This is a genomic window from Bradyrhizobium sp. LCT2, assembly GCF_009931255.1.
Lineage (GTDB): Bacteria > Pseudomonadota > Alphaproteobacteria > Rhizobiales > Xanthobacteraceae > Bradyrhizobium > Bradyrhizobium diazoefficiens.
The window spans coordinates 6,365,182-6,387,238 of record NZ_CP034432.1 but is presented as its reverse complement, the minus strand read 5'-3'; the positions used below and the strand labels follow the sequence as shown (position 1 = coordinate 6,387,238).

Here is a 22,057-nt window from a genome sequence, read left to right as displayed (position 1 = left end):
AGCGTGGCTGCGTTGGATTGCCCGGTACCTGGCAGCAATCGCGTTGCTCGCGTTCATCATTCCCGCCACGCCGTCACATGCGCAAGCTAGTGGTCACGTCGAGGTCAAAATCGTGAAGGCGGGATTGCTGATCGGCGGTGGCGCCGGCAGCGGGGTACTGACCTATCGAGGGCGCGTCTATCCCTTCAGGGTGTCGGGCCTGAGCTTCGGCATCACCGCCGGCGCAACCGTCGGGCGACTGGCGGGGCGGGCGTCAGGCATCAGAGAGGTGCGCGATTTCGCCGGCACCTACACCTCCGTCGGCGGCGGAGCCGCCCTCGTCGGCGGCATCAACGGCGCTCACCTGCGCAACGAAAAGGGCGTCACGATCGTGCTGCAAGGTCCCAAGGCGGGCATGGAATTCGCCGCCAATCTCAGCGCAATCACGATTACGATGAGATGAGGCGGTTTTGAAATGGTGCTGTCGCCGGTCCTGCGCAAGACCGGATCACATCTCGCGTCATGTCGCGATCGGACTTGCGAGCGTCTTTGGGAGCAGTCAGGATAAGCGAGCTACGGTAATCAATTCCAAACCGGAAGACGCTGATGCGAACACTCTTTCCATTCTGTGTCGCCCTGGCCTGTCTCTGGGCAGCGATGACCCTGAGCTCGTCCAGCGCGAATGCAGTATTCTGGCGTGGCCTGACCGCACCAACCAACATCGACTACCACGGCTACACAATCATCAAGGAGCCTCGGCCAAGCCCCTGCCAGTGGATACGGGTCAACGGCTATTACGTCCGCCAATGCGTACGCTAGCTGCTGTCCGTGCTTCGTGTGAAGTGCCGGCGATTGGTCATCTCGGTGCTGTCCGCTATTCAAGGTCGGGAATGGCTGGATTCGGCCGATCGGTAGAACAGAGCGCACCGACATTGGCGGCTGAATAGCGCCCTCAGTCCGCGATTGCGTTCAACTCCTCAACGCTCTTTCTGCGATCGACAACGCCGTGCATCGTCATGCCCACGATGGCTGAGCGATCGGCAAGCGCCAGCGCGTTGTCGCGCGTCGACCGAACGCCGGCCGCTCGGCGAAATGGTTAATCGAGCGAGGAGTACCCCTTATGCTCCGCATCACCCCTCTATGGAGCACGCGAAACCCTCCGAGCGAACATTATAAAAGAATCCAGTTGGCGCAGGGGTTTTTCGCCAACGAACATTCCGAAGTCTGTCATCTCCAAGGAAGGGATCCTCCTATGTTGACGTACTATATTGAGACGAGAGAAGCGTTGAAGCGTCTGCGCACGGACCAGGACGGCGTGGTGTCGTTCGAATACATTATCGTCGCAGTTTGTATCGTTGGCGCAGTCGGTGCTGTGTTCGGTGGCGGAGCTGGTGGCCAGATCGGCGCAGCGCTGACTACCGGGATCACCGCTATCACCACTGCTTTCGCTACGGCCATCGCTGGTTGATACAGCCATTTTGACGCCAGAGGGGGGCAATCCAGGCTGCCCCCCCTCCTGCAAGAGTGCTCCCCAACAAATTTGCCTTCCGCTTCTTTGAGGCGTGCATTTGATGAATTGGATTGCTCCCACAGCCTCGCTTCTGCAAATCCTATTGTTGCTCTATGTCGCAACGATCGATGTCGCGACGCGCTTGATCCGAAACGAAATTTGTCTGGTGCTGGCGTTCCTCGGGATCGTCACTCAATTGCCCAACGCGATCCAAATTGCCGAGTCGCTGATAGCCGCCGCGATCCTCTTTCTGCTGCTGTTTGTCCTATACACGCGCGGTGGAATTGGCGGCGGCGACGTCAAGTTGCTGACTGCGTTGGCGATCGGCTTTCCGCTGACGGGCGTAATTCAGTTGCTGACCGTTACCGCATTGGCTGGCGGCATTCTCGCCCTGGTGCATCTGCTGATGCGCCTCCTGCCATATCCCAGGCTCGCGCCCGCCGGCTCGTCGCTCATGCGCCGCGTCTACGCGGTCGAGCGGTGGCGACACTTGCGACACGCACCGCTGCCTTACGGGGTGGCCGTAGCATGCGGTGGCATTTGGACCATTTTCAGTCGAGGACTTTGACATGTCATCCGCGTTGCGTCTCTCGATCATCATAGTTCTGTTGCTGGCAACCGCCGCGTTCGGGCTTATTGCCTACAACATGAACCTGCCGAAACAGGTTCCGGTAGCGGTCACGGAGCAGGGGCCGGCGCCTCCTTCGACTGTCGGGTACTTTGTTGCGGCACGTCCGCTATCGAGAGGTACATTGGCCCGCGATGAAGATTTCGCTGTGCGGTCGGCGCTGCCTGAACGTCTTCCAGCCGGGGCGATTCTCGAAACGCCCGACGCGAAGGCCGGACTTACCGGCTCTCTGGTTCGCAAATTCGTCGAGGCCGGCAGTCCAATTACCCTGCAGGACGTGCTGCGGCCGCGAGATCGCGGTTTCCTGGCCAGCGTCTTGGCCCCGGACAGCCGGGCAATCAGCATCAAGGTTGACGAGGAGTCGGGCGTCTCGGGGCTGATCAGGCCCGGTGATCATGTCGATGTCTTGTTGACCCAGGTGTTCGAGAAGGCAGACCCCGCGCGTCGGGCCCTGAGCGAAGTCGTTCTGGGCAACGTTCGAGTCATTGCGATTGACCAGGAGATTGTGCAAGGCGGGCGAACCGTTAGCTCTTTGGCCGGCAAGCAAGCGCAAACAGTGTCGTTGGAGCTTGCGCCAGACCAGGTCAAGAAGATCACAGTCGCAAAGCAGATCGGAACGATCTCGCTGGCCGTACGGGCAGCAGTCGAGCAGTGGGATACGGCGGACACTGGCGCCATGTCCAGCTGCGATGTGTCGCCGGAAATTGCTCGCCAGAATGCAGTTGCCGGCCGGACTGCTGCGGTAGTCATTCATACTGGCGGTCAGGTCAAGCAATACTCAGTCAGGAAGGACTCAGGCGACGGGGACGCTATGGTCAACTGCGATGGGTCGGAAGTTTCCCACCGGGGTGCGACGATGGTGGTGCAGGCAGGCAAGTTGCTGGAGAAACGTTGATGAGCGTTAACATTGCAGTCGTCAGTTCACCTGAAGAAGCTACATCTGTTCTAGCTCGCAACCGGATCGTCTGTTTTGTAAATGACGAGCTTAGTGCTGCGGCTCTGCGCAAGGGCCTCGAAGGCAGCAACATATCGATCAGGCGTGGCACGATCCGTAACGCCATACGGATGCTCGAAACCGACACGGATCTATCCGCGTTGGTGACGGACATCAGCGGCATCGATGACCCATTTGCCGAGCTGGAAAGGCTGGCCGGCGTCTGTCCACCCGACGTCCGGGTGGTTCTGATCGGTGAGAGCAGGGAGATCACATTCTATCGCGAGCTCATGGAACTCGGCCTGACCGAGTATCTGCCGAAGCCGATTACGCGGGATATGGTACTGGACCAGCTGCGCCCAAAGCTGCTTGGCGATGTGGCCCATAGTCAGCCTGATCGTGGCGGGCATGTGATCTCGATCTGCGGGGCGCAGGGCGGCGCCGGAGCGACGAGTATCGCCATCAACCTCGCCCTGCAGCTTGCCGAGACCACCAAGGCCAAGGTCGCGCTGCTCGACCTTCACCTACAAGCCGGCGAAACAGCCGTGATGTTGGGTGTACGGCCTGGGCCAGGGCTCCGTATCGCCTTGGAGAACCCGATGCGGGCGGACACGTTGTTCCTCGAGCGCGCGGCAATTGAGGTCAACGAGCGGGTTTGCCTGATTTCCGCTGATGAGGAGCTGGATGCGCAGCTCGACATCACCGAAGCGGGCGTGAGGCACGTGCTCGGTCTGCTCCGCCAACGGTTCAATTACATCGTCGTCGATGTACCGGTCCCATTTCCGCCATCCATCCATCCGGTGATCACTCTTTCTCGTCACGTGCTGGTGCTGCTGGAAGCCGAGGTGACCGGACTTCGCAATGCTCATGCACTGCGCGCTGCTGTCACCAACATCGCCGGCAAGGATCGGGTCTTCACTTTGCTTAACCGTGCCGATCGCCCCGGCGGCCTCCCAAGAGCCGCGATTGTCAAGGCCCTGGGGGCAGAACCAGACATGGTGGTACCCGATCTCGGGAAGGGGATGACTCAGGCGGTCAATCTCGGAATTCCAGCACTCAAGCACGTATCAGCACTGCGGCGTCACCTCGCCCCGATTGTAAGAGAGATCACAGGGCTCGGCGCCGAGCGGAAGGGACGGCTGAGGAGGCTGCTGGGACTATGAAGACCTTCGGTAGGCGCGACGACGATACGCCAGCTCCTTTGCCTGCATTGACGCCATTGCCTGCGTCGACGCCGAGCTTGCCTGCATCTGCGCCCAGGCACGCGCCTTCGCCTCAGCGGCCCCTGATGCCAGCCTCGCTTCGCGAGCGAGTCATCGAGCAGATCGATCCGTCGGCTGCCGCAACCGTTTCGCGGGATGTCCTTCGGCGGCAGATCGAGGAAATCATCCATGGAATCGCCAACGAGGAACGACTTGAACTGTCAGGTCGCGAGCAGATTCAGCTAGCGGACGAGATTGCGGACGACATGACCGGCTACGGGCCGCTGCGTCCGCTTCTGCTCGATCAATCGATCAACGATATCATGGTGAACGGTCCGAGTAATGTCTACGTGGAACGAAGCGGCAAGCTGGAACGAATTGCGGTGCGATTCCGCGACAATGATCACATCGCCTCCGTCGCTCAGAAGATTGCCGCGCAGGTTGGTCGGCGCGTCGACGAATCCAGCCCGATGGTGGATTGTCGCCTGCTGGATGGCAGCCGCGTCAACATCATCCTTCCGCCGCTGGCGATCCATAGTCCGTGCATCTCCATCCGAAAATTTCCAAGCCTTCGTTTGGATATGGCCGGATTGATCGAAAACGGCTCAATGACCGCGGCCATCGGGCAATTGCTGGAGGTCGCCGCCCGGTCTCGGCTCAACGTTCTGGTCTCCGGCGGTACCGGATCCGGTAAGACGACGCTCCTGAATGCGATGAGTCAGTACATCGATCACACCGAGCGCATTGTCACGATCGAGGATGCGGCAGAATTGCAGCTTCAGCAGCCGCACGTGGTCAGCCTGGAGACCCGGCCTCCCAGTCTCGAAGGCACAGGGCAGGTGACACAGCGCGATCTCTTGTGGAATGCGCTGCGCATGCGTCCTGACCGGATCGTCGTGGGCGAGGTGCGCGGCGCTGAAGCATTTGACATGCTGCAGGCGATGAACACCGGCCATGATGGTTCGATCTCCACGGTGCATGCCAACAGCACCCGTGATGCCCTGACCCGCATCGAAAACATGGTGCAGATGGGGCAGGTCAATCTACCGTCGCGCGCCATTCGAACTCAGATCGTCGCTGCGCTGGATCTCATTGTGCAGGTCGAACGCATGCGGGACGGACAGCGCCGTATCGTTCAGATCAGCGAGGTAATCGGGCTGGAGGGGGACGTGATCACCACCAATGACATCGCAGCCTTCGAGTACCAGGACGAGGATGTGCATGGGCGGTTATCGGGCACATACAGGTGCAACCTTGCAACCCCGAAATTCAAAAGCCGTCTTGTCTATTACGGGCTGGATGGAGCTTGGGCCGAGGCGATGAGGCAAATATGATGCCGGAGTCCGTGATCGTCACTGTTCTGGCGCTCGCGATGTGCGCAGCAGCCATTGCGTTGTGGCTCGACGCTCGGGAAAGACGCATCGATCGCCGGCTGGCGGTTGCGCTGCCAGCCTCACATCCAGCCAACCTGCTGTCCATTCGCCGCACGGAGACCGGATCCCAGACTCTGTTCCTCCATCGGCTGGTCAATTACAATCCCGAGATACCGAACATTTGGCATCCGGCCTATGTGCTGCTTGCCGGTGCGTTCGGAGCGGCAGCAATCCTCTATGCGAATAGTCAACTCGGATATTCCATTCTCTACGGGTGCGTTGCCGCTGCAATCGCAGCCATCATCGTGATGCGAGGGCTGTTTGGATGGCAGCAACGTCGCGTCGCCCTCCAGCTTTTTCGACAGTTGCCTGATGCGATCCAGCTGGTGACGAGTACGGTTCGATCGGGTTTGCCTGTGCACGAAGCATTCCGCGCCCTCGCGCGCGAAATGCCGCAACCAACAGCTGGGCAGTTTGCCATCGTATGCAACGAAGTGAATCTGGGGAGACCTCCAGCGGAAGCTGTCGAAGGTGTCTATCGCCGAACGCAAGTGGCCGAGTATGCGATGTTTGCGGTGACACTTGCCGTCCAATTGAAGTCAGGTGGCAGCTTGGCCGAAACGCTGCAGAACCTGGGCGACACTGTGAGGCAGCGTGTTGCGCTAGCTGCCCGCGCCAAGGCGCTGGCAGGAGAGGTGATCTTTTCATCACGAGCGCTAACAATCTCGCCCTTGATTGGAGGCGGAGTACTATACGCGGCCAATCCGCAAACTGTCGATCTCTTGTTCACCGATCCGGTTGGAAACAAGCTGCTCGCTTACGCGGTAGCCTCGGTGCTTGTCGGAGCCTTGGTGATAAGTTGGATGGTCAGAAGGGAAACACAACTATGAATTTTGGCCTCAGTCTGGTGGCCCTCGCAGTGGCGGCTGGGACTGCGACCAGCCTGTTGATTATCCGCGAGATACACATTCGTACTGTGGATGCACGGGTGGCAAACGCGGTGATGGGCGTTGCTGGCGGGTCAGCATCCTTCGAAGACGTGACTGGTTGGTTTTCATGGCTCGGCACGTGGTATCGCCGCTTCTACGCTGAGGAAAATCTGGATCAACTACGAGCGATCCTTCAATCATCGGGTTTCAATCATCGTCGAGCGTTGCCGGCCTGGATCGGTGTCAAAGCCGTCAGCATATTCCTATGTCCAATCATCGCCGGGGGTGTCGCTCAGCTTTCGGGGAAGGCACTGACGGATGTGCTGGTCTTCACACTCATTGGCGTGGCGATCGGAATTTTGGGGCCGCGATTGATTCTGGCGGTGCTGAAGCGGCGGTTTGATGCTGCCATTCGGCTGGGCACGCCGGATATGATCGATTTGCTGGTCGTGTGCAGCGAAGCGGGAATGGGCCTGGAGAGCGGGCTCGCTCGCGTCGCGCAAGAAATGAGCGAGACCAATCCCCCCACATCCCGGGTCTTGCACTGTCTTCTTGATGATCTCCGGATACTGCCAAATCGCAGCGACGCGTTCGAGAAATTGGGGTCTACGTCGGATGGGCTTCGCCGATTTGGCACCATGGTCGCTCAAAGCCTGCAATACGGAACGCCGGTGGGCCAGGCTCTGCGGAATATTGCTGTCGATCTCCGGCGAGAACGTATTACCAAGCTTGAAGAAAGAGCACACAAGTTAGGCGCCAAGCTGACCATTCCGATGGTGCTGTTTCTGCTTCCAGCCATGTTCGTCATTTTGGGAGGAAGTCCCATTCTGCACCTCGTGCGTTCGTTCGCCAGTTTCGGTAAATAGCCATGAGCACGGTTGCACTGTCGAAAACCTCCTCTTACGACCGGATGATGCAATTGTTCGGCGGCATGTGGTTCATGCTCCTGGCACTTGGCGTCGCCGTCAATATTGGATCATCGGCCGATAAACCTTGGCCGTCGCTCTTGTCGAGTGTTTGCCTTGCGACCTTCTACGTGCTCCTGGCGCTATTGACGATGACGCGGTCGCCGGCAAAGGCGCAAGCGGATGGCGTCCTCCCAAGAATAGCGGCGTTCGTCGGCACCTATATGCCATGGACGATCGCCTTCTTCGGTAAGAGTGACCAAGCGCTACCAAACCTGGCATCCACCGCTTGCGTGTTGATCGGCATGATCATGATGCTGATCACCATCCGACACCTTGGTAGGTCATTCAGTCTGGTGCCACAGGCGCGCAATGTGGTGCAAACGGGCCCGTATCGGTGGATCAAGCACCCGCTCTACCTTGCGGAAGAAATCGCGGTGTTGGGAGTAGTGCTGAGAAATCCGACGCCGCTGACCGCGGTCTTGCTCGTCCTGCATATCGGCGTCCAGGTATGCCGAATTCTTTACGAAGAAGACCTGCTTCGGCGCAACTGCCCTGAATATTCCAGCTACGAGGCATCGCGTTGGAGAGTGGTCCCTTATGTTTGGTGAACGACTATGCGTGGCCGAATTGTCATGGACGTGGTTCAAGTCGCTACTGCTCGGGCTCGGCGATCGGGAGTGGTAAGTATCGGTCGAGCCAGGCGCGCGTGTGCTAAGAATTCTTTCATCGCGCATCAGCGCGGCGCCGTCGCGTTCGAGACATTGATCGTTTACCCGGTCTTGGTGGCGTTCCTGCTCATGCCGCTCGCCGACGTAGCCGCCGCGGGCTTCCAATTTATCTCGGCGTGGACGGCGTTGCGCTCCTTCGGGCAGTATGTGCAGTACTATAATCCGCTCGGCCCCGACGGCTCGGTGACCTGGAGGCCGGGGCTACAGACAACAGTCGCTGGTCATACGATCGGCAATCTCCGGGTTGTATGCGGAGACGCAGGCGCTACCTGTTCGCCGAGCAATATTGATTTCCCCAAGTATATTACATTTTCGACAACCATCACTTTGGCTCCGATTGTCTTGAGACGGGTACTGTGCCCCACCACCTGTACGTTCACGCTGCCTTACTCAGAACGCTTCCAGTAGGGTGTTTCCATGCGTAATCTGCTCCGTTCGCGACAAGGCTCGGCCGCATTCGCAACAGTCATCGCCCTCGTGCCGCTCATCGGAGCGGTCGCACTCGGGGCGGAGGCCGGATCATGGTACGTCACCCACCAGCACGCGCAGAACGCCGCCGACTCGGCGGCCTACTCGGGCGCCTTGCGGCTTTCATGCACGATGGCTGGCGCGGCCTGCGGTACACAATCGGTGGATTATCTGGCCAAGGAATTTGCGGCACAGAACGGGTTTTGCAACTCAAGTCCGCAGGACAGCACGCCCTATCCCGGCACCCAGTGCGCGCCCAGTCTTCCGAACAGAATCTCGCGAGCCGTGCAGATCGATATCGGCACCTACACTGCGGGCACGTTCACAACGCCACCTGCAGGCACCGGCAACGCCGTTCGCGCCAGGGTCAGCCAGCAACAGCCGGCCTACTTGGCGGCAGTGCTGGGTTTGACGACCGTCAACATCCCGGCCCAAGCCATCGCGCTGGTCCAGCAGCCGACCAAGGCGTGCGCTTTGGCGCTTGGACCTGACTCAGGCGCACTTAAGCTTGCCGGTAACCTCAGCAACAACGGAACTGGCTGCGCGCTGATGTCGGATACCAGTGTTCAACTTGCGAGCACTCCATCTTTCACCGGTTCGGGATGGGCGGTTTATGGTGTAAGTGGCTGCACCCCCTCAGGCACCTGCAGCAATATTAGCGTGCCGCACAACTATTTCATGACGTACGCTAACAATCCGCTCCGGAAACTGGACACCGAATCGTTCAACAGTAGGACTGGCAATACAAGCCCGTCATGCCCTGTTCAGGCGGATGGATGGAAGCATTGCGCGCCGAATAGCGCGGGGACAGGAGCTTACGGCAATTTCACGGTGCAGAACGGGGACAAGTACGTCTTGGACCCGGGAACATACATCTTCTCCAAGGCAACTATAAAGGTCACCGGCGGACAACTGAAAGGCACAGGCGTAACCCTGGTATTGCTCGGAGATTCGCAGCTTACCATCAACGGGGGTACGGTTGACCTCTCCGCACCTGCCACGAACAGTTTCTCTTCTGATCTGAATGGCGTCCTGATTGACGATCAGGCTCCGACCAAGACCAGCAACAAGGTCACCATAAACGGTAGTGGTCTAGTTAGCCTGGGCGGGGCCATGTACTTCCCCAAGGTCGACGTTAGCTGGAGCGGAACGACTGCCAGTACCAATACGACCTGTTCACAAGTGATCGCGAAAACGCTCGACATGAGCGGTGGCGGCTACCTGAGCACGCAAGGGTGTGCTCCGGCGACCATCATTTACACCCAAGTTGTCGCGTTGGTGCAATGATGAGAAAGCTCGACAATCGCGGCGCCTCGGCCTTCGAGCTTATCCTCGTGTTCGTGCCGCTTTTTACATTGATGTTCGCCATCATCGATCTCGGACGCTATGCAATCACGATGCAGTCCTTGCGGACGCTCGCGAGCGCCGGCGCCCGGGCGGTCATGATTAGCTGCTACACGCCCGACATGGTCCAAAGCCCGCCGCAGTCGCCGGCCGGCTGCACCGGGGATCCCCTGTCCTTGACGGCTAAGCAGAATGCGGCGCCATTCCTGTATTTCGGCCGTCTCACGCCGACGCTGACCGTGGGGGCCAGCACCGACAATTTGACTGTTACGGCTTCTCAAGCGGGCTTTACCATGCTCATGCCGATATGGGGCACAGCATTGAACGCGCCGAGCGCGTCTACCAAGATTCCTTTCTAGTTGGTCGCCTGGAATGCACCCGGGTACCGTAAGCGACAGAGCACGCCCCATCGCCTGAACAGGTTTTCCGAAAGCCGATAGCGTGGTTCCATGGCAGGAGCAGCGGGAACCCGCCTCAAGGTCGCGACGCTATGGGATAGTTCCCGATATGCGAAAAGTGGTGCGCGCTGGCAACATCGGAGAGTTTTCTCTGCTGTTGTGGCAGTGCGGTAAGGCTCTCATCTTGCAAGGAGGCGCCATCAGGGAGGATGATGTTGGAAATACGAAATAACGATTTGTAATGGGATGAACTGTAATCTCTGCAACGTGGTACGCGCAGGGGAACTTTTGGGGACATCGAGCACGTAGATTTGCGGGGACGGCCGCGGATCGCGGTGGGGGGACTCGAATGGGCGGCGGTCGCGTTTCAGGTAAGACGGTAGCGAGGCTTCTCGCCTTCGGCGTGATGGGTCTTGGCGCAGCGGTGGCCTTGTGTGGGCCCGCTGACCGCGCGGAGGCTGCAGACCGGCGGGGTTCCTCCGGCGGCGTCTTTGTCAGCGAAATGAACGACGTCCAGCGGGTCAGGGTGGTCGTCAACAAGTCGCGCACCTTCAAGGTCGATACCGCTTTTGCGACGATTATCGCGGGCTCGCCTGACATCGTCGACGTGAAGTCGCTGAGCGACCACATGATCTATGTCCAGGGCAAGCAGACCGGCACCACCAACGTCATTCTGTTCGACAGCGCGATGAAGCAGATCGGGGTCCTCGACGTCGAGGTCGTGATCGATACGGGCAATTTGCAGCAGAACATCCGGACCGGCACCGGCATGCAGGGTGTTCGCGTCTCGGCCTCCGAGGGCCAGGTGGTGCTCAGCGGAACCGCCGTCGACGCGGTTGCGGCCGAGCGGGCTATGGCAATCGCCACCAGCACCGTTGCGAAAGGAGGCACCGTCGTCAACGCGATGAGCGTCGCAGCACCGCAGCAGGTGATGCTGGAGGTGCGCTTCCTTGAGGTCAGCCGGGAGGCCGGTCGAAACCTCGGGGTGAACCTTTCTGCGGCGAACGCCAACGGCACTAACATTGGTAATTCTGGGCTAGGTCGTGTGACCGCCGCCGGTCGAACACCGATCGGTGGTATCAACACCGCCAACGGTCCCCTCGGTGCGGGCGGGGGGCCTGTTGGTAGTGCCCCGACAGGCAGCCTTCCGGTACTCGGAACTCTGGGGACGCTCGCCGGGACTGCAGGAGGCATCGCGCCGGCCCCGTTCGGAACCTTGTTGACCAGTCTTATTCGAACCAGCAACGGCGGTTCGGTGGACATGCTGATCTCTGCATTGGAAACCAAGGGACTGGCACGCCGGCTGGCGGAGCCGAACTTGACTACGCTTTCCGGCGACGCCGCCCGCTTCCTCGCCGGCGGTGAGTTTCCAGTGCCGATACCGACCCAGACGACGAACGGTTTTCCCACCATCACGATTGAATACAAAAAGTTCGGTGTTGAGCTCGCCTTCGTCCCTACCGTGCTCTCCCGCGGCGTGATCAACCTTCGGGTTGAGCCGTCGGTCAGTGAACTTGATTTCGCCAATGCGGTGACGATCCAGGGGACGACCGTTCCTGCGCTGACCCGCCGCGACGCGCGAACCACGGTTGAGTTGCGCGATGGCCAGAGCTTTGCAATCGCCGGCCTGTTGCAGACCCGCAATCGCCAGGACGTTTCGCAATTGCCCTGGATCGGCTCGGTGCCAGTGATTGGAACCTTGTTCAGCAGCAAGTCGTACCAGCAAGAGGAGACGGATCTCGTCATCATCGTCACGCCGCGCCTGGTTGCGCCGGCGGTACCCGGTCAGCAACTGGCGTCTCCGCTCGACTCACGCTTGCCGGCCAACGACGTCGATTTCTTCCTCAATGGCCAGATGGAAGTCCGCAAGCGCTACGATGACTACGTCAATTCCGGTGGCGACGTGAAGGGTCCTTACGGCCACATCATCGCTCCTGAGCTCAGGACGCCCGTTCCGCCCCCGGCCGCCGCCGCCAACCAGCCGGTCGTAAAGACCCTCAACTAGGAGCGAGAGATGACCAAAAGGTATCTGGTTCTGTTCGCGCCTTTGCTGCTCGGGGGATGTTACGGCCTCGCCGGTAACGACGAGATGGACCGCTACTTCCAGCGTTCCAATACCATCACCATGAGCGCCGGCGATGCCAAAGAGGTCAACGCCGTCACCCATACGATCCATCCATGGCCGCGTAACGTCGGTGATCGCAGGATCGCATATGACGCTCGGCGCGTGGGCGCCGCGGTCACACGCTATGGCAAAACGCAACAGCCGGTGGATCAGCTTCCCGACATAAGCGATCCGACGAGGCAAATGGGCGTGCGGACGACGCCGACGCAGAACGTCAACATCGAGGGATTGGGGGCAGGTTCGTCAACCGGCGTGTCGGTACCGGTCGGCGGAACTGGCGGAGCACCGAACAGGTAGAGGAGCCAAGGGCCTTAGCTTTGGGAAATTCAACGATGCTATTTCAATGAGTCCGATGAGCCGGGCGGGGACAACAGTTATGCGGCGCATCATCTTAATGCTGATCTATTGCTGCTTGGGGACAGGCCTTGCGGGGTGTGACTACACGCTGAGGGAGGCTGCAATTGTGGCCCCCGTGGATCCGCCGGGCGGGGACCCCGTGCAGGAGCCGACTGACGTCAAATATTACCCATCAGACGAGCCCGTTCGGCTGGGGCTGGAGCATTTCAACCGTGGCAGCTACGGACTATCCCAGCGCTATTTCAAGGACGCCGTCGAGAAATCACCGAAGGACCTGACGGCCTGGATTGGGCTCGCGGCAAGCTATGACCGCCTGCGTCGTTTTGACCTGGCTGATCAGGCCTATGCCCAGGCGATTCGGCTGGGGGGCGAGACCGTTCAAATCCTGAATGATCAGGGTTATTCCTACATGCTGCGCGGCAATCTGAGTGCGGCGCGACGGAAGTTTGAGAAGGCTTATTCGCTCGATCCAGGTAACCCGGTCATCGCCAATAACCTTGAGCTTCTCAATGGTAGCCGTCGGTTCATCGAAAGGCCGCCGAATAATCAGCCTTAGGTGGAATAACTACCGGCAAAGGGCTGATTCGGATATGCACGCTAACGTGCTTTGGGGAGCATGCCTCGTCGCGGGTATGAGCCAGTTGCGCGTGGCATGGGTAGCCCCTGATTAGTTGGGCCCGATCACAACATCAGCCTGACGGCTGCCGATGCGGCTGATGACGATCACGCCGTTGCGGATGGTAAATCTCGCGCCGAGCAGTTTGCGGACCTTCTCCGTGATCGGAGAAGGGAACGGGATTGTTTCTCCCGTGACGGGATCGCCGACCTTGATCTGTTCGGTCGCGGAGCCCGCAACCGGGGCTGGCTTGATGTAGTCGCGGATCAGCTGAATCTCTTCGCGCGACAGGACGAGAACTGCCTGGTCGGGGCGAGTCTCGGCCGGCGGCTTGGGTGCTTCGGTGCTTGGCTTGTCACGGGCCTCATTGGTGCTTGCGATCTGATCGAGCCTGGCTACGCGGAGCTTGAGCGCGATGATTTCGCGTTGCAGCGTGGCGATCTCCGCTTTGAGCGCCGTGGCCTGCATCAAGACAATGGTCGCGCAAACGCAACTCACGATGACGAGAACGCTCAGCAACGCGAGCAACCAGCGCTCGATGTTTCCCATCGACCCTCCGGTTGCCTCGGGGAGTTGATCGCGCTGGAGGTGCCCGCGCCAGATGCGGCGTCCTCGCTGCATCCAATTCGCGATCGCTGTCACACGTCCGGACTCCTCCTGCCCGGAGCCGAAGTGCGCAGACGACAAGGCGGGGGCCTCGTGGGGCGGGTGAATTATGGGCGCACTGTTGCCGTGATCGGTGCGTGGCTGCGGCCCTCGGTCCTCGGCGACGTGATCGTCAGCCGGAGGATGAGAGGCGGCGTGCGGATGAGGGCGGGACGGATCATCCTCCATCTGGTGATTAAGCCGGCCCGTATCCGTTCTCGATGGTGCCATCTACCAACTTCAGCGGTTGTTCCGCCCGGAGCATCAAATGAGGCGGTCGTGTTGCACGCTGCGCGTTTGCGGGCCGACGCCGCCGGATCTGCAAATCATTCCAGCATCGATATGGACGTAAACCGTGCCGATAAGCGAGCCCTGTGTCAATTGAGGAAAAGGGCATCAGCATCGAACCGGGATATCCGCAGATGGTCTCAGTCGCGCCAGCCCTGGGCGCGGGGCCGCGCACGACGGTTCACCCTACAGACGCGCACGCCCAGCGAGTCGATCGAGGCCCCGTATTGACTGTGTCTGTCAAAAACCAACCCCGACAAGGTCTCATTTTGAGGTTTGATCCGGGATTGGGAGAATCGGTCTCTGGTTCCGTTTCGTGTTCGCGAACCCGTGAGGAGACTTCATCCGCCCGCGCGAAGACGAAACAAATGACATCGGATTGAAACCACTTTCCAGCAACCTCGAAGTCAGGGAAATACATTGCCGAGCTATCGTCTCCTATCCTTCTAACTGGGAGAGCCAGCAATGCGATCTCACCAAAATTTAGTCGCGCCAGTCATCATTCTGTGCTGCTCGGCTTTGAGCATCGCCACTCTTGTGATGGTCGGAGCGTGGTGAATCCTTGGCCACACATCCATGCGTGAAGAATTCACATCTGTTGCTTTTCTGGCGGTTGCGCTCGCGGGCGTCGCTCTGCTCGGCTCCGGTCTGCTCGCACTGGTAATCGTGGGGTAGAGCGCGGGCCCGACGCGCGCTGCTGGCGCTACCAAGGAGTGATATCCGAGGGGAAGCTGGCGCGCTGGCGATCTGCCGCGGCGAGGGCGCCTCGCTCCGAAGCCGAATTTCGTCTCCACATGATGACGCCGATCGCCATGAACGTCGGCCAAGTCAGCATGTCGGCCTGGTCAATGTACTTTTCCGGACCCAGTACCAATCAGTGGGAGCGTTTCGTTAGTTTGGGATGTCTGTTCGGGTTGAACGTCGTCGGCATCAATCCGAGAATTGTTTCCGGCTCCCATCGATGAGCTTGATCGACACGGCTCCCGTTGACGGCGACGGTTTTTATTCGGGTTGAATGCGTACGCGTCTGCCGCTTTTCATCTCGCCGCGCCCGTTCGCGAGAGTTGAGTGGGGCGGAAAATGTTTCCGGCCAAGATCTACATCGGCCAGATCGCTGCCGTCTTCGGGGACCGGCAGAATAACGGCAGCTGAGCGAAGCATTGCGTTGGCTTGGACAAAGGGTGAAGCCGTCGAGAGCTGACTGCTTCTTGGTGAAGTCGCTTCGGATTCCGGCCACATGTGCGGAAGCGGTGGTTTTTCCATTACGTCGAGACGCCGAACAGCTTGCGCACTGCTGGCAGCCACTCGCCAGTCATCGTGAACTCAAGCCCTAGCCGCGCTCCGACGGCAATCGCCAGCATTGTGATCGGCGCCGAGAGAGCGAGTGTTGAGAATGCGGTCAATCCCTGGCCAATGGTGCATCCCATTGACATGATCCCGCCTATCCCCATCAGAAGCGCGCCGCTCATGTGACGCTTCAATTCACGGGCGTCATCGCAAGCCTCCCAGCGAAAGCCGCGCCCGAGCATGGCGGCGGCAAACGAGCCGGCGACGACGCCGGCGACCGAGCCGATGCCAAAGTTCAACCGCGCGCCGGAGAAGGTGGCAATGTAAAGAATAGTGTCGCCAAGCGGGGCAACGAAGGTGAGCGAGGAGACGCGCACGGGATCGAATTCGTCATCCGCGAGCCACCCCGTCGCGAACCATCCGAACGCAATCGCGGCGCCGACGGCAAGACCGGAGACAAATAGTCGCGGCGACCGGATCAGCCGGCCATCCGCGAGTGCCCAGAAAGCGAGCGCGGCGGCAATCGAGACGACGAGGATCGCGCGCGTGGTGCTGCCAGCCCCGAGCAGCGAAGTCAGAGTCTGGTTGTTGCCTTCGGTGAGGCGCACCGACAATGGCTCGATCAGCTTCACGCGGAGCATGCCGGTGATGCCGCGCATGGTCGCGAGCGCGGACAGGCCGAGCACGAGAAAGACCACGATGGCACGCAGATCGCCACCGCCGATGCGCACCAGCGTGCCGAAACCGCAGGTGCCGACCAGCGCCATGCCGACGCCGAACATCAACCCGCCGATGATCGCGCCGCCCAGGCCGATCGATGCTGTGAGATAGATCGACCGCGACAGGTCTATGATGCCGAACTCGGCCAGCGCTTGGGTCGTAAGCAGGGCGACCGCCGCGGCCAGAGCAAAGGATCTGAGCCGGCGAAAATCCGATCCGAAGAACGCATCCTCGAGCATCGCGAGCGTGCAGAAGCGGCCCGCACGGCCGGAAACGCCGAGCACGGCACCGGCGGCAAGTCCGCATGCAAACGCTATGGTCGAAGGGCCCAGCATTCCTCCCGGGGATGTTCGTTCTGCTTGTTAGGCAGTCTGCGCCGGGAAGGCGCGAAAATCCAGAACGGAAAATTACCGGCGGCGCCGACGCACCGGCTCGCAGAACACGTCGTAGACGGCGGTGAGAATCTTGCGGACGTCCTCGTTGGCGAGGCTGTAGTAGATCGCCTTGCCGTCGCGGCGGGTGGTGACCAGCCGATCGAGTCTGAGCCGCGCGAGCTGCTGGGAGACGGTTGACTGCCGTTCGCCGAGGAACTGCTCGAGCTCGGTCACCGATTTCTCGCCCTCGGCGAGGATGCAGAGCAGCAGCAAGCGGGACTCGTGCGATAGCGCCTTGAGCATGTCGCTCGCCTCGCGCGCCCTCTCTATCATCTGCTCGAGCTCGGCGGAGCCCTCGATCTCCTTCAGCTTTGGCAGTGGCATCGTCTTAAATTCCCCTGAGTAAAATCCTCGAGAGCGGTCACGACCTGCCCGGTTCGGATCCTGTGCTGGACAGGATCCGGTCCAAGAGGCCGAAGAAGAAGGCATCCCCCGGATAACCGCGAATGCGCCCGATCTCACGGCCCTCTTTTACCACGACGAAGGTCGGCGTGAAGGCGCCGGGATCGATTCCGGCAAGGTCGGCTGGTAGGGGGCTATTAAGGTCGACCCGGCGCAGCGGCGCGGTCTGGCTTTCCTCGGTCTTGCCATAGATCGGCGCGATCTCGGCGTTGAAGCGTGCGCACCACACGCAGCCGGCCCGTTCGAACATGACGAGCTCGGCCGCGCGCGATCCCGTTGCGGGCAGCGCGAGCGCGACAATGACTGCGAGCCGGGCGATGATTCTGTTCATCCTGCGTAACGGACCTCTGGACTTCCTTGGCGCTTTATATCATTAAATTCGCATATGTTCTAGGGATGAGACGCAATGACCTTGGACGTCACGCTGGGGGCGGCCTTCGTCGCGGGGCTGTTGTCGTTTCTATCGCCCTGTATCCTGCCCCTGGTCCCGCTCTTCCTCTGCTACATGGCCGGCGTCTCGGTCAACGATCTCTCCGGTGGCAAGCCCGACCTGCGGCCGCGCATCCTGGTCTCCGCTCTCGCTTTCGTGGCGGGCTTCTCGCTGGTTTTCGTCGCGCTCGGCTCGACCGCCTCGCTCGCGGGACGCCTCATCTCCGCGCATCTCTCAACGCTCGGCATCGTCGCCGGCGGCCTGATCATCGTCATGGGTCTGCATTTTCTAGGTGTGCTGAGGATTCCGCTGCTCTATCGCAGTGCGACAGTGCAGGTCGACAACCGGCCGGCCGGGGTGGCGGGGGCCTTCGTCATGGGCCTGGCATTCGCGTTCGGCTGGACGCCCTGCGCAGGCCCAATTCTCGCCGCTGTCCTGCTGATGGCAGGCTCGGAGGACACGACCGGACGAGGAGCCCTGCTGCTTTTCGCCTATTCGATCGGGACCGGCATTCCGTTCCTGATCGCGGCCGCGTTCACCGGTAGGTTCATTGTCGCGCTTGGCCGCGCGCGCCGGCATCTTGGCCTGGTCGAGAAGACGATGGGCGTCTTTCTAGTCGCGACCGGCCTGATGTTCCTGACCGGTCTAATGCCGGCAGTTTCAGAGTGGCTGCTGGAGCGTTTTCCGGGGCTGACCACCATCGGCTGAGCTAGCCGTAGCGGAAATCGAGCAGTTGGGCATAGGACTGCAGTTCGATCAGGTAACGATGCACGAGCGGCCCGTCGCCGGCCATCGCTGCATGGGCGATCTCGCCACTGCTCGCGATCGCGCCGTCGATGAGGCGGCGGAACTCGCCTTGTCCGGCGATCTCGGTGCTTGCCCATTCGTTGCAGCGCTGTAGACGATCGCGGAATGCGCTTGCGGCGGCAACGGTCTCCTCGGCGTATGCCTGCGCCGGCTGCTGGCCATACCGCGTGACCGCCACCCGTAGCTTTTCCATGGCCGGCGCGATCTCGAATACGCAGTCGCCGAGATCGTAGAGGCCCGAACGACGCCTGAGTTCATGAAAGGACCTGCGCAGCGCAAGCAGTTCGCGACCGGCGGCGACATTGTCGCCGCCGTCCAGCGCGCGCGTTGCGGCCGCGAGCCGTTCACCGCCGTCACCAAGAAATTCCGCCAGTGCGGCCGGAGCATAAGCGGGCAGGGGACCGGACGCATTTGGCTCGAGCCGTTTCCACGTGGCCGCCGCCGCGTCGGTCTCCATCTGCGCCAGCGCAATGCTTCCGGTGCGCGCATAGCTCGCCGCGCTGCGCAGATTATCCATGATCGACCCCATCACCGATACGAAATCCGTGGGTTTGCCGGCCTCCGCGCCGAGAACGAGCGCGCTCGACGTCAGCCATGCCAACAGGGCGATGATGCAGCGCAAGATCGGAAATCCTTGTCACATTCGTAGATATGAATATCATAATGAAAGTGACCGATGCGCAAGATCCTTCCAAAGCACAAATCCCTGACGTCGCCCGGCTGGCTGACGCGACGCGGCTTTCTCGCATTGGCATCGGGCGCGGCTCTTGTCGCCCGCCGCGGCGAGGCGGCCGCTGAGCCGGCCCTTGGAGAAGATGGGCTCTATCACGAGCCCTGGTTTCTGCAGAGCTTCCTCGATCTGCGCGAGGACCTCGAAGGCGCTGCCGCCGGCGGCAAGCGCCTTGCGATCATGTGGGAGCTGCGCGGCTGCCCCTATTGCCGTGAGACGCATCTGGTAAACTTTGCCGATGCGGCGATCACAACCTACATTCGCGATAATTTCGAGGTGTTGCAGCTCAATCTGATCGGCTCCCGCAAGGTTACGGATTTCGATCGCCAGGAATTGTCCGAGAAGGATCTGGCCCAGAAATACGGGATCAGGTTCACCCCGACATTCCAGTTCTTTCCTCCATCGTCCAACGGCATTGAGGCAAAGGAGCCGATGGCGCGGGAGGTGGCGCGGGCACCCGGCTATCTCAAGCCGCAGCATTTCCTGGCGATGTTTCGCTTCGTGGGGGAGCGGGCTTACGAGCGCGGCTCGTTCCGGGATTTTCTTACCACAAACGGCTAGCTGACACCGGCCCTGCGAATTTGTCTTGACGCCGCTTCTTATATGAACATATCATAATAACTGAATTTGATGGATTGTGAGTCCATCGCAAACGAGGCGGGCGTCACCTCGCCATCAAGGGTAGGGAACATGCGGCGCTCGCTCGCGGCTGCGTTTGCGCTATGTCTTTCGGCCGGAAGCGCCTGCGCGCAGGAGTCGATCAAGCTCGACGTCGTCAATGACGCTCTGCCCAAATCGCTGACCGGCGCACCCGGCAATCCCGATGCCGGCAAGAAGGTGTTCCTGACGCGCACGCTGGGCAATTGCCTCGCCTGCCACCAGGTCACCAGCCTGAAATCCGAGGAATTCCACGGCGAGTTCGGCCCGTCGCTCGACGGCGTCGCCGGCCGCTACAGCGAGGCGCAGTTGCGCCTCATCGTCGCCGATCCCAAGCGCATCTTCACCGACACGGTCATGCCGGCGTTCTTCAAAAGCGACGGCTTGAGCCGTGTGCGCCCGGAGTTCGTCGGCAAGTCGATTCTGTCGGCCGCGCAGGTCGAGGACGTGGTCGCTTATCTCAAGACGCTCAACTGACGGCGAGGAGGATCTGGAATGAAAGCCATCAATCGACGGCAGGCATTCGCGCTCGGGGGGGGCTTCGTCATGCTGACCCTGATGCCGATGGCGGCCGATGCCGAAGTGAGCAATGACGCCGCGAAGTGGATCGAGAAGTTCACCGGCGGCAAGCAGCCGGTCAAGGGCAAGATCGCGCTCGACCTGCCGGAGATCGCGGAGAATGGCAATACCGTGCCGCTGTCGCTCACGGTCGAGAGCCCGATGACCACGGAATCCTACGTCAAGGAAGTCATGATTCTCGCCGACGGCAATCCGAACGCCGGCGTCGCGACGCTGATGTTCACACCGGTCTCGGGCAAGGCGGAGGCCTCGATCCGGATCCGGCTCGCGGCCACGCAGAACGTGGTTGCGATCGCGAAGATGAGCGACGGCGCGCTGTTCACGGAGCAGAAGACCGTGAAGGTAACGATCGGCGGCTGCGGCGGCTAGGGCGCAAGGAGAGAGCAATGGCAGACAAACCACGCATCAAGCTTCCCAAGGAGGCGGCCAAGGGCGAGGTCATCCAGATCAAGACCCTGGTCTCGCACGTCATGGAATCGGGCCAGCGCAAGGACGCGCAAGGCAAGCCCATCCCGCGCAGGATCATCAACAGGTTTGCCTGCGAATTCAACGGCAAGCCGGTCTTCGCCTGCGCGCTCGAGCCAGCGATCTCGGCCAACCCCTACATCCAGTTCGATGCGAAGGTGGAGGAAGCCGGGACCTTCAAGTTCTCCTGGACCGATGACGACGGCTCGGTGATCACGGCCGAAGAGAAGATCGCGCTCAAGGCGTAATGCCGGAGAGCTTCGAGGGAGACAGCGGATGCTTTCGCGATACGTTGGACTCGCCGTTGCGATCGTCGCGGTCGCATCGCTTGCGACGCGTGCTTTCGCGCAGGAGACCGAACGCAAAGGCATCTCCGCGCCGCCTGGACACGTCTTCAAGACGATCGTCTCCGGCTACCAGTTCCGCAGCAAGGAAACGCGGGCGCTGCAGGACGACGACCTGGAGAACCCCGGCTTTCTGGCGGTGGAGCGTGCCGCCGACGTCTGGAAGAGGGCGGAGGGCAGCGAAGGGAAGTCATGCATGAGCTGTCACGGCGAGGCCGAAACGAGCATGAAGGGCGTCGGAGCCGCCATACCGAAATGGGACGACAAGCGGAAGAGGCCGGTCAATCTCGAGCAGCGCATCAACATCTGCCGCACCGAGCACATGAAGGCGGAGCCCTGGAAATTCAAGTCCCAGGAACTGACCGACATGACCACCTTCGTGCGATACCAATCGCACGGTATGCCGGTGGCGGTGAAGACCGACGGTCCGATGTCGCCCTGGTTCGAGCGCGGCAAGCAGATCTATTACACGCGCTACGGCCAGCTCGATTTGGCCTGCGAGTCGTGCCACGAGCGCAACAACGGAAAATTCATGCGCGCCGATTTTCTCAGCCAGGGCCAGACCAACGGCTTTCCGACCTATCGGTTGCGCGACCAGCGCCTGGTGCCGCTGCATGAGCGCTTCGAAGGCTGCATGTTCGATGTACGCGCCGAGCCGTTCAAGCCGCTCTCCGACGAGTTTCTCGCGCTTGAGCTCTATGTCGCCTGGCGCGGCATCTGGCTGCCGGTCGAGACGCCCTCGGTGCGCAATTGAAACGATGAGCCTGCAG

25 protein-coding genes are annotated in these 22,057 nt (G+C 60.7%); 20 read left to right on the top strand and 5 right to left on the bottom strand.

The window, feature by feature from the left end; all coding sequences use genetic code 11:
- Window positions 1–112: 112 nt before the first annotated feature.
- From EI171_RS30560 to EI171_RS30495, 14 genes are all read left to right on the top strand, one after another.
- On the top strand, window positions 113–442 hold the full coding sequence (locus EI171_RS30560) for a hypothetical protein (RefSeq protein WP_347341928.1): 330 nt from the start codon (window positions 113–115) through the stop codon (window positions 440–442).
- A 657-nt stretch (window positions 443–1,099) separates the two neighbouring features.
- Window positions 1,100–1,447: a hypothetical protein gene (locus EI171_RS46835; RefSeq protein WP_011086274.1), complete on the top strand. Its 348-nt coding sequence runs from the start codon at window positions 1,100–1,102 to the stop codon at window positions 1,445–1,447.
- A 103-nt stretch (window positions 1,448–1,550) separates the two neighbouring features.
- Window positions 1,551–2,057 carry a prepilin peptidase gene (locus EI171_RS30550; RefSeq protein WP_038965956.1) on the top strand — a complete coding sequence of 169 codons (507 nt, stop codon included), beginning with the start codon at window positions 1,551–1,553 and terminating at the stop codon, window positions 2,055–2,057.
- 1 nt (window position 2,058) lies between these two features.
- Window positions 2,059–3,012: a Flp pilus assembly protein CpaB gene (gene cpaB, locus EI171_RS30545; protein WP_038965955.1), complete on the top strand. Its 954-nt coding sequence runs from the start codon at window positions 2,059–2,061 to the stop codon at window positions 3,010–3,012.
- Window positions 3,012–4,214, top strand: coding sequence for an AAA family ATPase (locus EI171_RS30540; RefSeq protein WP_161535516.1), 1,203 nt, complete (start codon window positions 3,012–3,014; stop codon window positions 4,212–4,214). The genes cpaB and EI171_RS30540 overlap by 1 nt, the downstream gene beginning before the upstream one ends.
- Window positions 4,211–5,587 (top strand): CpaF family protein, encoded by a 1,377-nt coding sequence (locus EI171_RS30535; protein ID WP_161535515.1) that lies wholly within the window; start codon window positions 4,211–4,213, stop codon window positions 5,585–5,587. Before EI171_RS30540 ends, EI171_RS30535 begins: the two co-directional genes overlap by 4 nt.
- Window positions 5,584–6,516 (top strand): type II secretion system F family protein, encoded by a 933-nt coding sequence (locus tag EI171_RS30530; protein WP_161535514.1) that lies wholly within the window; start codon window positions 5,584–5,586, stop codon window positions 6,514–6,516. The genes EI171_RS30535 and EI171_RS30530 overlap by 4 nt, the downstream gene beginning before the upstream one ends.
- Entirely contained in the window at window positions 6,513–7,421 is a 909-nt protein-coding gene (locus EI171_RS30525) for a type II secretion system F family protein (protein WP_161535513.1), read from the top strand. The genes EI171_RS30530 and EI171_RS30525 overlap by 4 nt, the downstream gene beginning before the upstream one ends.
- 2 nt (window positions 7,422–7,423) lie before the next feature.
- Window positions 7,424–8,071, top strand: coding sequence for an isoprenylcysteine carboxylmethyltransferase family protein (locus EI171_RS30520; RefSeq protein WP_161535512.1), 648 nt, complete (start codon window positions 7,424–7,426; stop codon window positions 8,069–8,071).
- A 537-nt stretch (window positions 8,072–8,608) separates the two neighbouring features.
- Window positions 8,609–9,946, top strand: coding sequence for a TadG family pilus assembly protein (locus tag EI171_RS30515; RefSeq protein WP_011086282.1), 1,338 nt, complete (start codon window positions 8,609–8,611; stop codon window positions 9,944–9,946).
- The gene (locus tag EI171_RS30510; RefSeq protein ID WP_236842216.1) at window positions 9,946–10,362 is read left to right on the top strand and encodes a TadE family protein; all 417 of its coding nucleotides are present in this window, start codon (window positions 9,946–9,948) and stop codon (window positions 10,360–10,362) included. Before EI171_RS30515 ends, EI171_RS30510 begins: the two co-directional genes overlap by 1 nt.
- Before the next feature lie 388 nt (window positions 10,363–10,750).
- Entirely contained in the window at window positions 10,751–12,406 is a 1,656-nt protein-coding gene (locus EI171_RS30505) for a type II and III secretion system protein family protein (RefSeq protein ID WP_161535511.1), read from the top strand.
- Between the two features lie 9 nt (window positions 12,407–12,415).
- Window positions 12,416–12,823 carry a hypothetical protein gene (locus tag EI171_RS30500; RefSeq protein WP_011086285.1) on the top strand — a complete coding sequence of 136 codons (408 nt, stop codon included), beginning with the start codon at window positions 12,416–12,418 and terminating at the stop codon, window positions 12,821–12,823.
- A 79-nt stretch (window positions 12,824–12,902) separates the two neighbouring features.
- A complete protein-coding gene (locus tag EI171_RS30495) occupies window positions 12,903–13,439 on the top strand; it encodes a tetratricopeptide repeat protein (protein ID WP_236842217.1) in 537 nt (178 codons plus the stop codon).
- Window positions 13,440–13,550: 111 nt separating this feature from the next.
- Here the strand turns inward: EI171_RS30495 and EI171_RS30490 are convergent, their stop codons facing one another.
- The 4 genes from EI171_RS30490 to EI171_RS30475 all read right to left on the bottom strand — a co-directional run bounded on the left by EI171_RS30490 (window position 13,551) and on the right by EI171_RS30475 (window position 17,606).
- The gene (locus EI171_RS30490) at window positions 13,551–14,375 is read right to left on the bottom strand and encodes a type II secretion system protein M (RefSeq protein WP_246740301.1); all 825 of its coding nucleotides are present in this window, start codon (window positions 14,373–14,375) and stop codon (window positions 13,551–13,553) included.
- A 1,319-nt stretch (window positions 14,376–15,694) separates the two neighbouring features.
- The gene (locus tag EI171_RS30485; protein WP_161535510.1) at window positions 15,695–16,774 is read right to left on the bottom strand and encodes a YeeE/YedE family protein; all 1,080 of its coding nucleotides are present in this window, start codon (window positions 16,772–16,774) and stop codon (window positions 15,695–15,697) included.
- 72 nt (window positions 16,775–16,846) lie between these two features.
- Window positions 16,847–17,197: a metalloregulator ArsR/SmtB family transcription factor gene (locus EI171_RS30480; protein ID WP_161535509.1), complete on the bottom strand. Its 351-nt coding sequence runs from the start codon at window positions 17,195–17,197 to the stop codon at window positions 16,847–16,849.
- A gap of 37 nt (window positions 17,198–17,234) precedes the next feature.
- Entirely contained in the window at window positions 17,235–17,606 is a 372-nt protein-coding gene (locus tag EI171_RS30475; RefSeq protein ID WP_161535508.1) for a thioredoxin, read from the bottom strand.
- Between the two features lie 75 nt (window positions 17,607–17,681).
- Here EI171_RS30475 and EI171_RS30470 point away from each other — a divergent pair, with 75 nt between their 5' ends.
- Window positions 17,682–18,413, top strand: a complete 732-nt coding sequence (locus EI171_RS30470; RefSeq protein WP_161535507.1) for a cytochrome c biogenesis CcdA family protein — start codon at window positions 17,682–17,684, stop codon at window positions 18,411–18,413.
- A 1-nt stretch (window position 18,414) separates the two neighbouring features.
- On the opposite strand, the gene EI171_RS30465 is transcribed toward EI171_RS30470, so the two are convergent.
- Window positions 18,415–19,134 (bottom strand): hypothetical protein, encoded by a 720-nt coding sequence (locus EI171_RS30465; protein ID WP_246740300.1) that lies wholly within the window; start codon window positions 19,132–19,134, stop codon window positions 18,415–18,417.
- Between the two features lie 54 nt (window positions 19,135–19,188).
- On the opposite strand from EI171_RS30465, the gene EI171_RS30460 reads away from it, so the two are divergent.
- From EI171_RS30460 to soxA, 5 genes are all read left to right on the top strand, one after another.
- Window positions 19,189–19,803 (top strand): thioredoxin family protein, encoded by a 615-nt coding sequence (locus EI171_RS30460; RefSeq protein WP_246740299.1) that lies wholly within the window; start codon window positions 19,189–19,191, stop codon window positions 19,801–19,803.
- 129 nt (window positions 19,804–19,932) lie between these two features.
- Window positions 19,933–20,376, top strand: a complete 444-nt coding sequence (gene soxX, locus EI171_RS30455; RefSeq protein WP_202633030.1) for a sulfur oxidation c-type cytochrome SoxX — start codon at window positions 19,933–19,935, stop codon at window positions 20,374–20,376.
- A gap of 18 nt (window positions 20,377–20,394) precedes the next feature.
- Window positions 20,395–20,847 carry a thiosulfate oxidation carrier protein SoxY gene (gene soxY, locus EI171_RS30450; protein WP_011086296.1) on the top strand — a complete coding sequence of 151 codons (453 nt, stop codon included), beginning with the start codon at window positions 20,395–20,397 and terminating at the stop codon, window positions 20,845–20,847.
- Window positions 20,848–20,864: 17 nt separating this feature from the next.
- Window positions 20,865–21,191 (top strand): thiosulfate oxidation carrier complex protein SoxZ, encoded by a 327-nt coding sequence (gene soxZ / locus EI171_RS30445; RefSeq protein ID WP_011086297.1) that lies wholly within the window; start codon window positions 20,865–20,867, stop codon window positions 21,189–21,191.
- Between the two features lie 28 nt (window positions 21,192–21,219).
- Complete coding sequence (gene soxA, locus EI171_RS30440) at window positions 21,220–22,041, top strand: sulfur oxidation c-type cytochrome SoxA (protein WP_161535506.1); 822 nt, start codon at window positions 21,220–21,222, stop codon at window positions 22,039–22,041.
- Window positions 22,042–22,057: the final 16 nt, after the last annotated feature.

What these genes read in the sequence shown, in the direction of transcription:
- EI171_RS30525 (WP_161535513.1), top strand. Translation starts at nt 6,513, where the DNA reads ATGAATTTTGGCCTCAGTCTGGTGGCCCTCGCAGTGGCGGCTGGGACT.
- EI171_RS30510 (WP_236842216.1), top strand. Translation starts at nt 9,946, where the DNA reads ATGAGAAAGCTCGACAATCGCGGCGCCTCGGCCTTCGAGCTTATCCTC.
- soxY (WP_011086296.1), top strand. Translation starts at nt 20,395, where the DNA reads ATGAAAGCCATCAATCGACGGCAGGCATTCGCGCTCGGGGGGGGCTTC.
- EI171_RS30550 (WP_038965956.1), top strand. Translation starts at nt 1,551, where the DNA reads ATGAATTGGATTGCTCCCACAGCCTCGCTTCTGCAAATCCTATTGTTG.
- soxX (WP_202633030.1), top strand. Translation starts at nt 19,933, where the DNA reads ATGCGGCGCTCGCTCGCGGCTGCGTTTGCGCTATGTCTTTCGGCCGGA.
- EI171_RS30480 (WP_161535509.1), bottom strand. Translation starts at nt 17,197, where the DNA reads ATGCCACTGCCAAAGCTGAAGGAGATCGAGGGCTCCGCCGAGCTCGAG.
- EI171_RS30500 (WP_011086285.1), top strand. Translation starts at nt 12,416, where the DNA reads ATGACCAAAAGGTATCTGGTTCTGTTCGCGCCTTTGCTGCTCGGGGGA.
- EI171_RS30490 (WP_246740301.1), bottom strand. Translation starts at nt 14,375, where the DNA reads ATGGCACCATCGAGAACGGATACGGGCCGGCTTAATCACCAGATGGAG.
- EI171_RS30520 (WP_161535512.1), top strand. Translation starts at nt 7,424, where the DNA reads ATGAGCACGGTTGCACTGTCGAAAACCTCCTCTTACGACCGGATGATG.
- EI171_RS46835 (WP_011086274.1), top strand. Translation starts at nt 1,100, where the DNA reads ATGCTCCGCATCACCCCTCTATGGAGCACGCGAAACCCTCCGAGCGAA.
- EI171_RS30485 (WP_161535510.1), bottom strand. Translation starts at nt 16,774, where the DNA reads ATGCTGGGCCCTTCGACCATAGCGTTTGCATGCGGACTTGCCGCCGGT.
- EI171_RS30495 (WP_236842217.1), top strand. Translation starts at nt 12,903, where the DNA reads ATGCGGCGCATCATCTTAATGCTGATCTATTGCTGCTTGGGGACAGGC.
- soxA (WP_161535506.1), top strand. Translation starts at nt 21,220, where the DNA reads ATGCTTTCGCGATACGTTGGACTCGCCGTTGCGATCGTCGCGGTCGCA.
- EI171_RS30460 (WP_246740299.1), top strand. Translation starts at nt 19,189, where the DNA reads ATGCGCAAGATCCTTCCAAAGCACAAATCCCTGACGTCGCCCGGCTGG.
- cpaB (WP_038965955.1), top strand. Translation starts at nt 2,059, where the DNA reads ATGTCATCCGCGTTGCGTCTCTCGATCATCATAGTTCTGTTGCTGGCA.
- soxZ (WP_011086297.1), top strand. Translation starts at nt 20,865, where the DNA reads ATGGCAGACAAACCACGCATCAAGCTTCCCAAGGAGGCGGCCAAGGGC.
- EI171_RS30540 (WP_161535516.1), top strand. Translation starts at nt 3,012, where the DNA reads ATGAGCGTTAACATTGCAGTCGTCAGTTCACCTGAAGAAGCTACATCT.
- EI171_RS30475 (WP_161535508.1), bottom strand. Translation starts at nt 17,606, where the DNA reads ATGAACAGAATCATCGCCCGGCTCGCAGTCATTGTCGCGCTCGCGCTG.
- EI171_RS30530 (WP_161535514.1), top strand. Translation starts at nt 5,584, where the DNA reads ATGATGCCGGAGTCCGTGATCGTCACTGTTCTGGCGCTCGCGATGTGC.
- EI171_RS30470 (WP_161535507.1), top strand. Translation starts at nt 17,682, where the DNA reads ATGACCTTGGACGTCACGCTGGGGGCGGCCTTCGTCGCGGGGCTGTTG.
- EI171_RS30535 (WP_161535515.1), top strand. Translation starts at nt 4,211, where the DNA reads ATGAAGACCTTCGGTAGGCGCGACGACGATACGCCAGCTCCTTTGCCT.
- EI171_RS30505 (WP_161535511.1), top strand. Translation starts at nt 10,751, where the DNA reads ATGGGCGGCGGTCGCGTTTCAGGTAAGACGGTAGCGAGGCTTCTCGCC.
- EI171_RS30515 (WP_011086282.1), top strand. Translation starts at nt 8,609, where the DNA reads ATGCGTAATCTGCTCCGTTCGCGACAAGGCTCGGCCGCATTCGCAACA.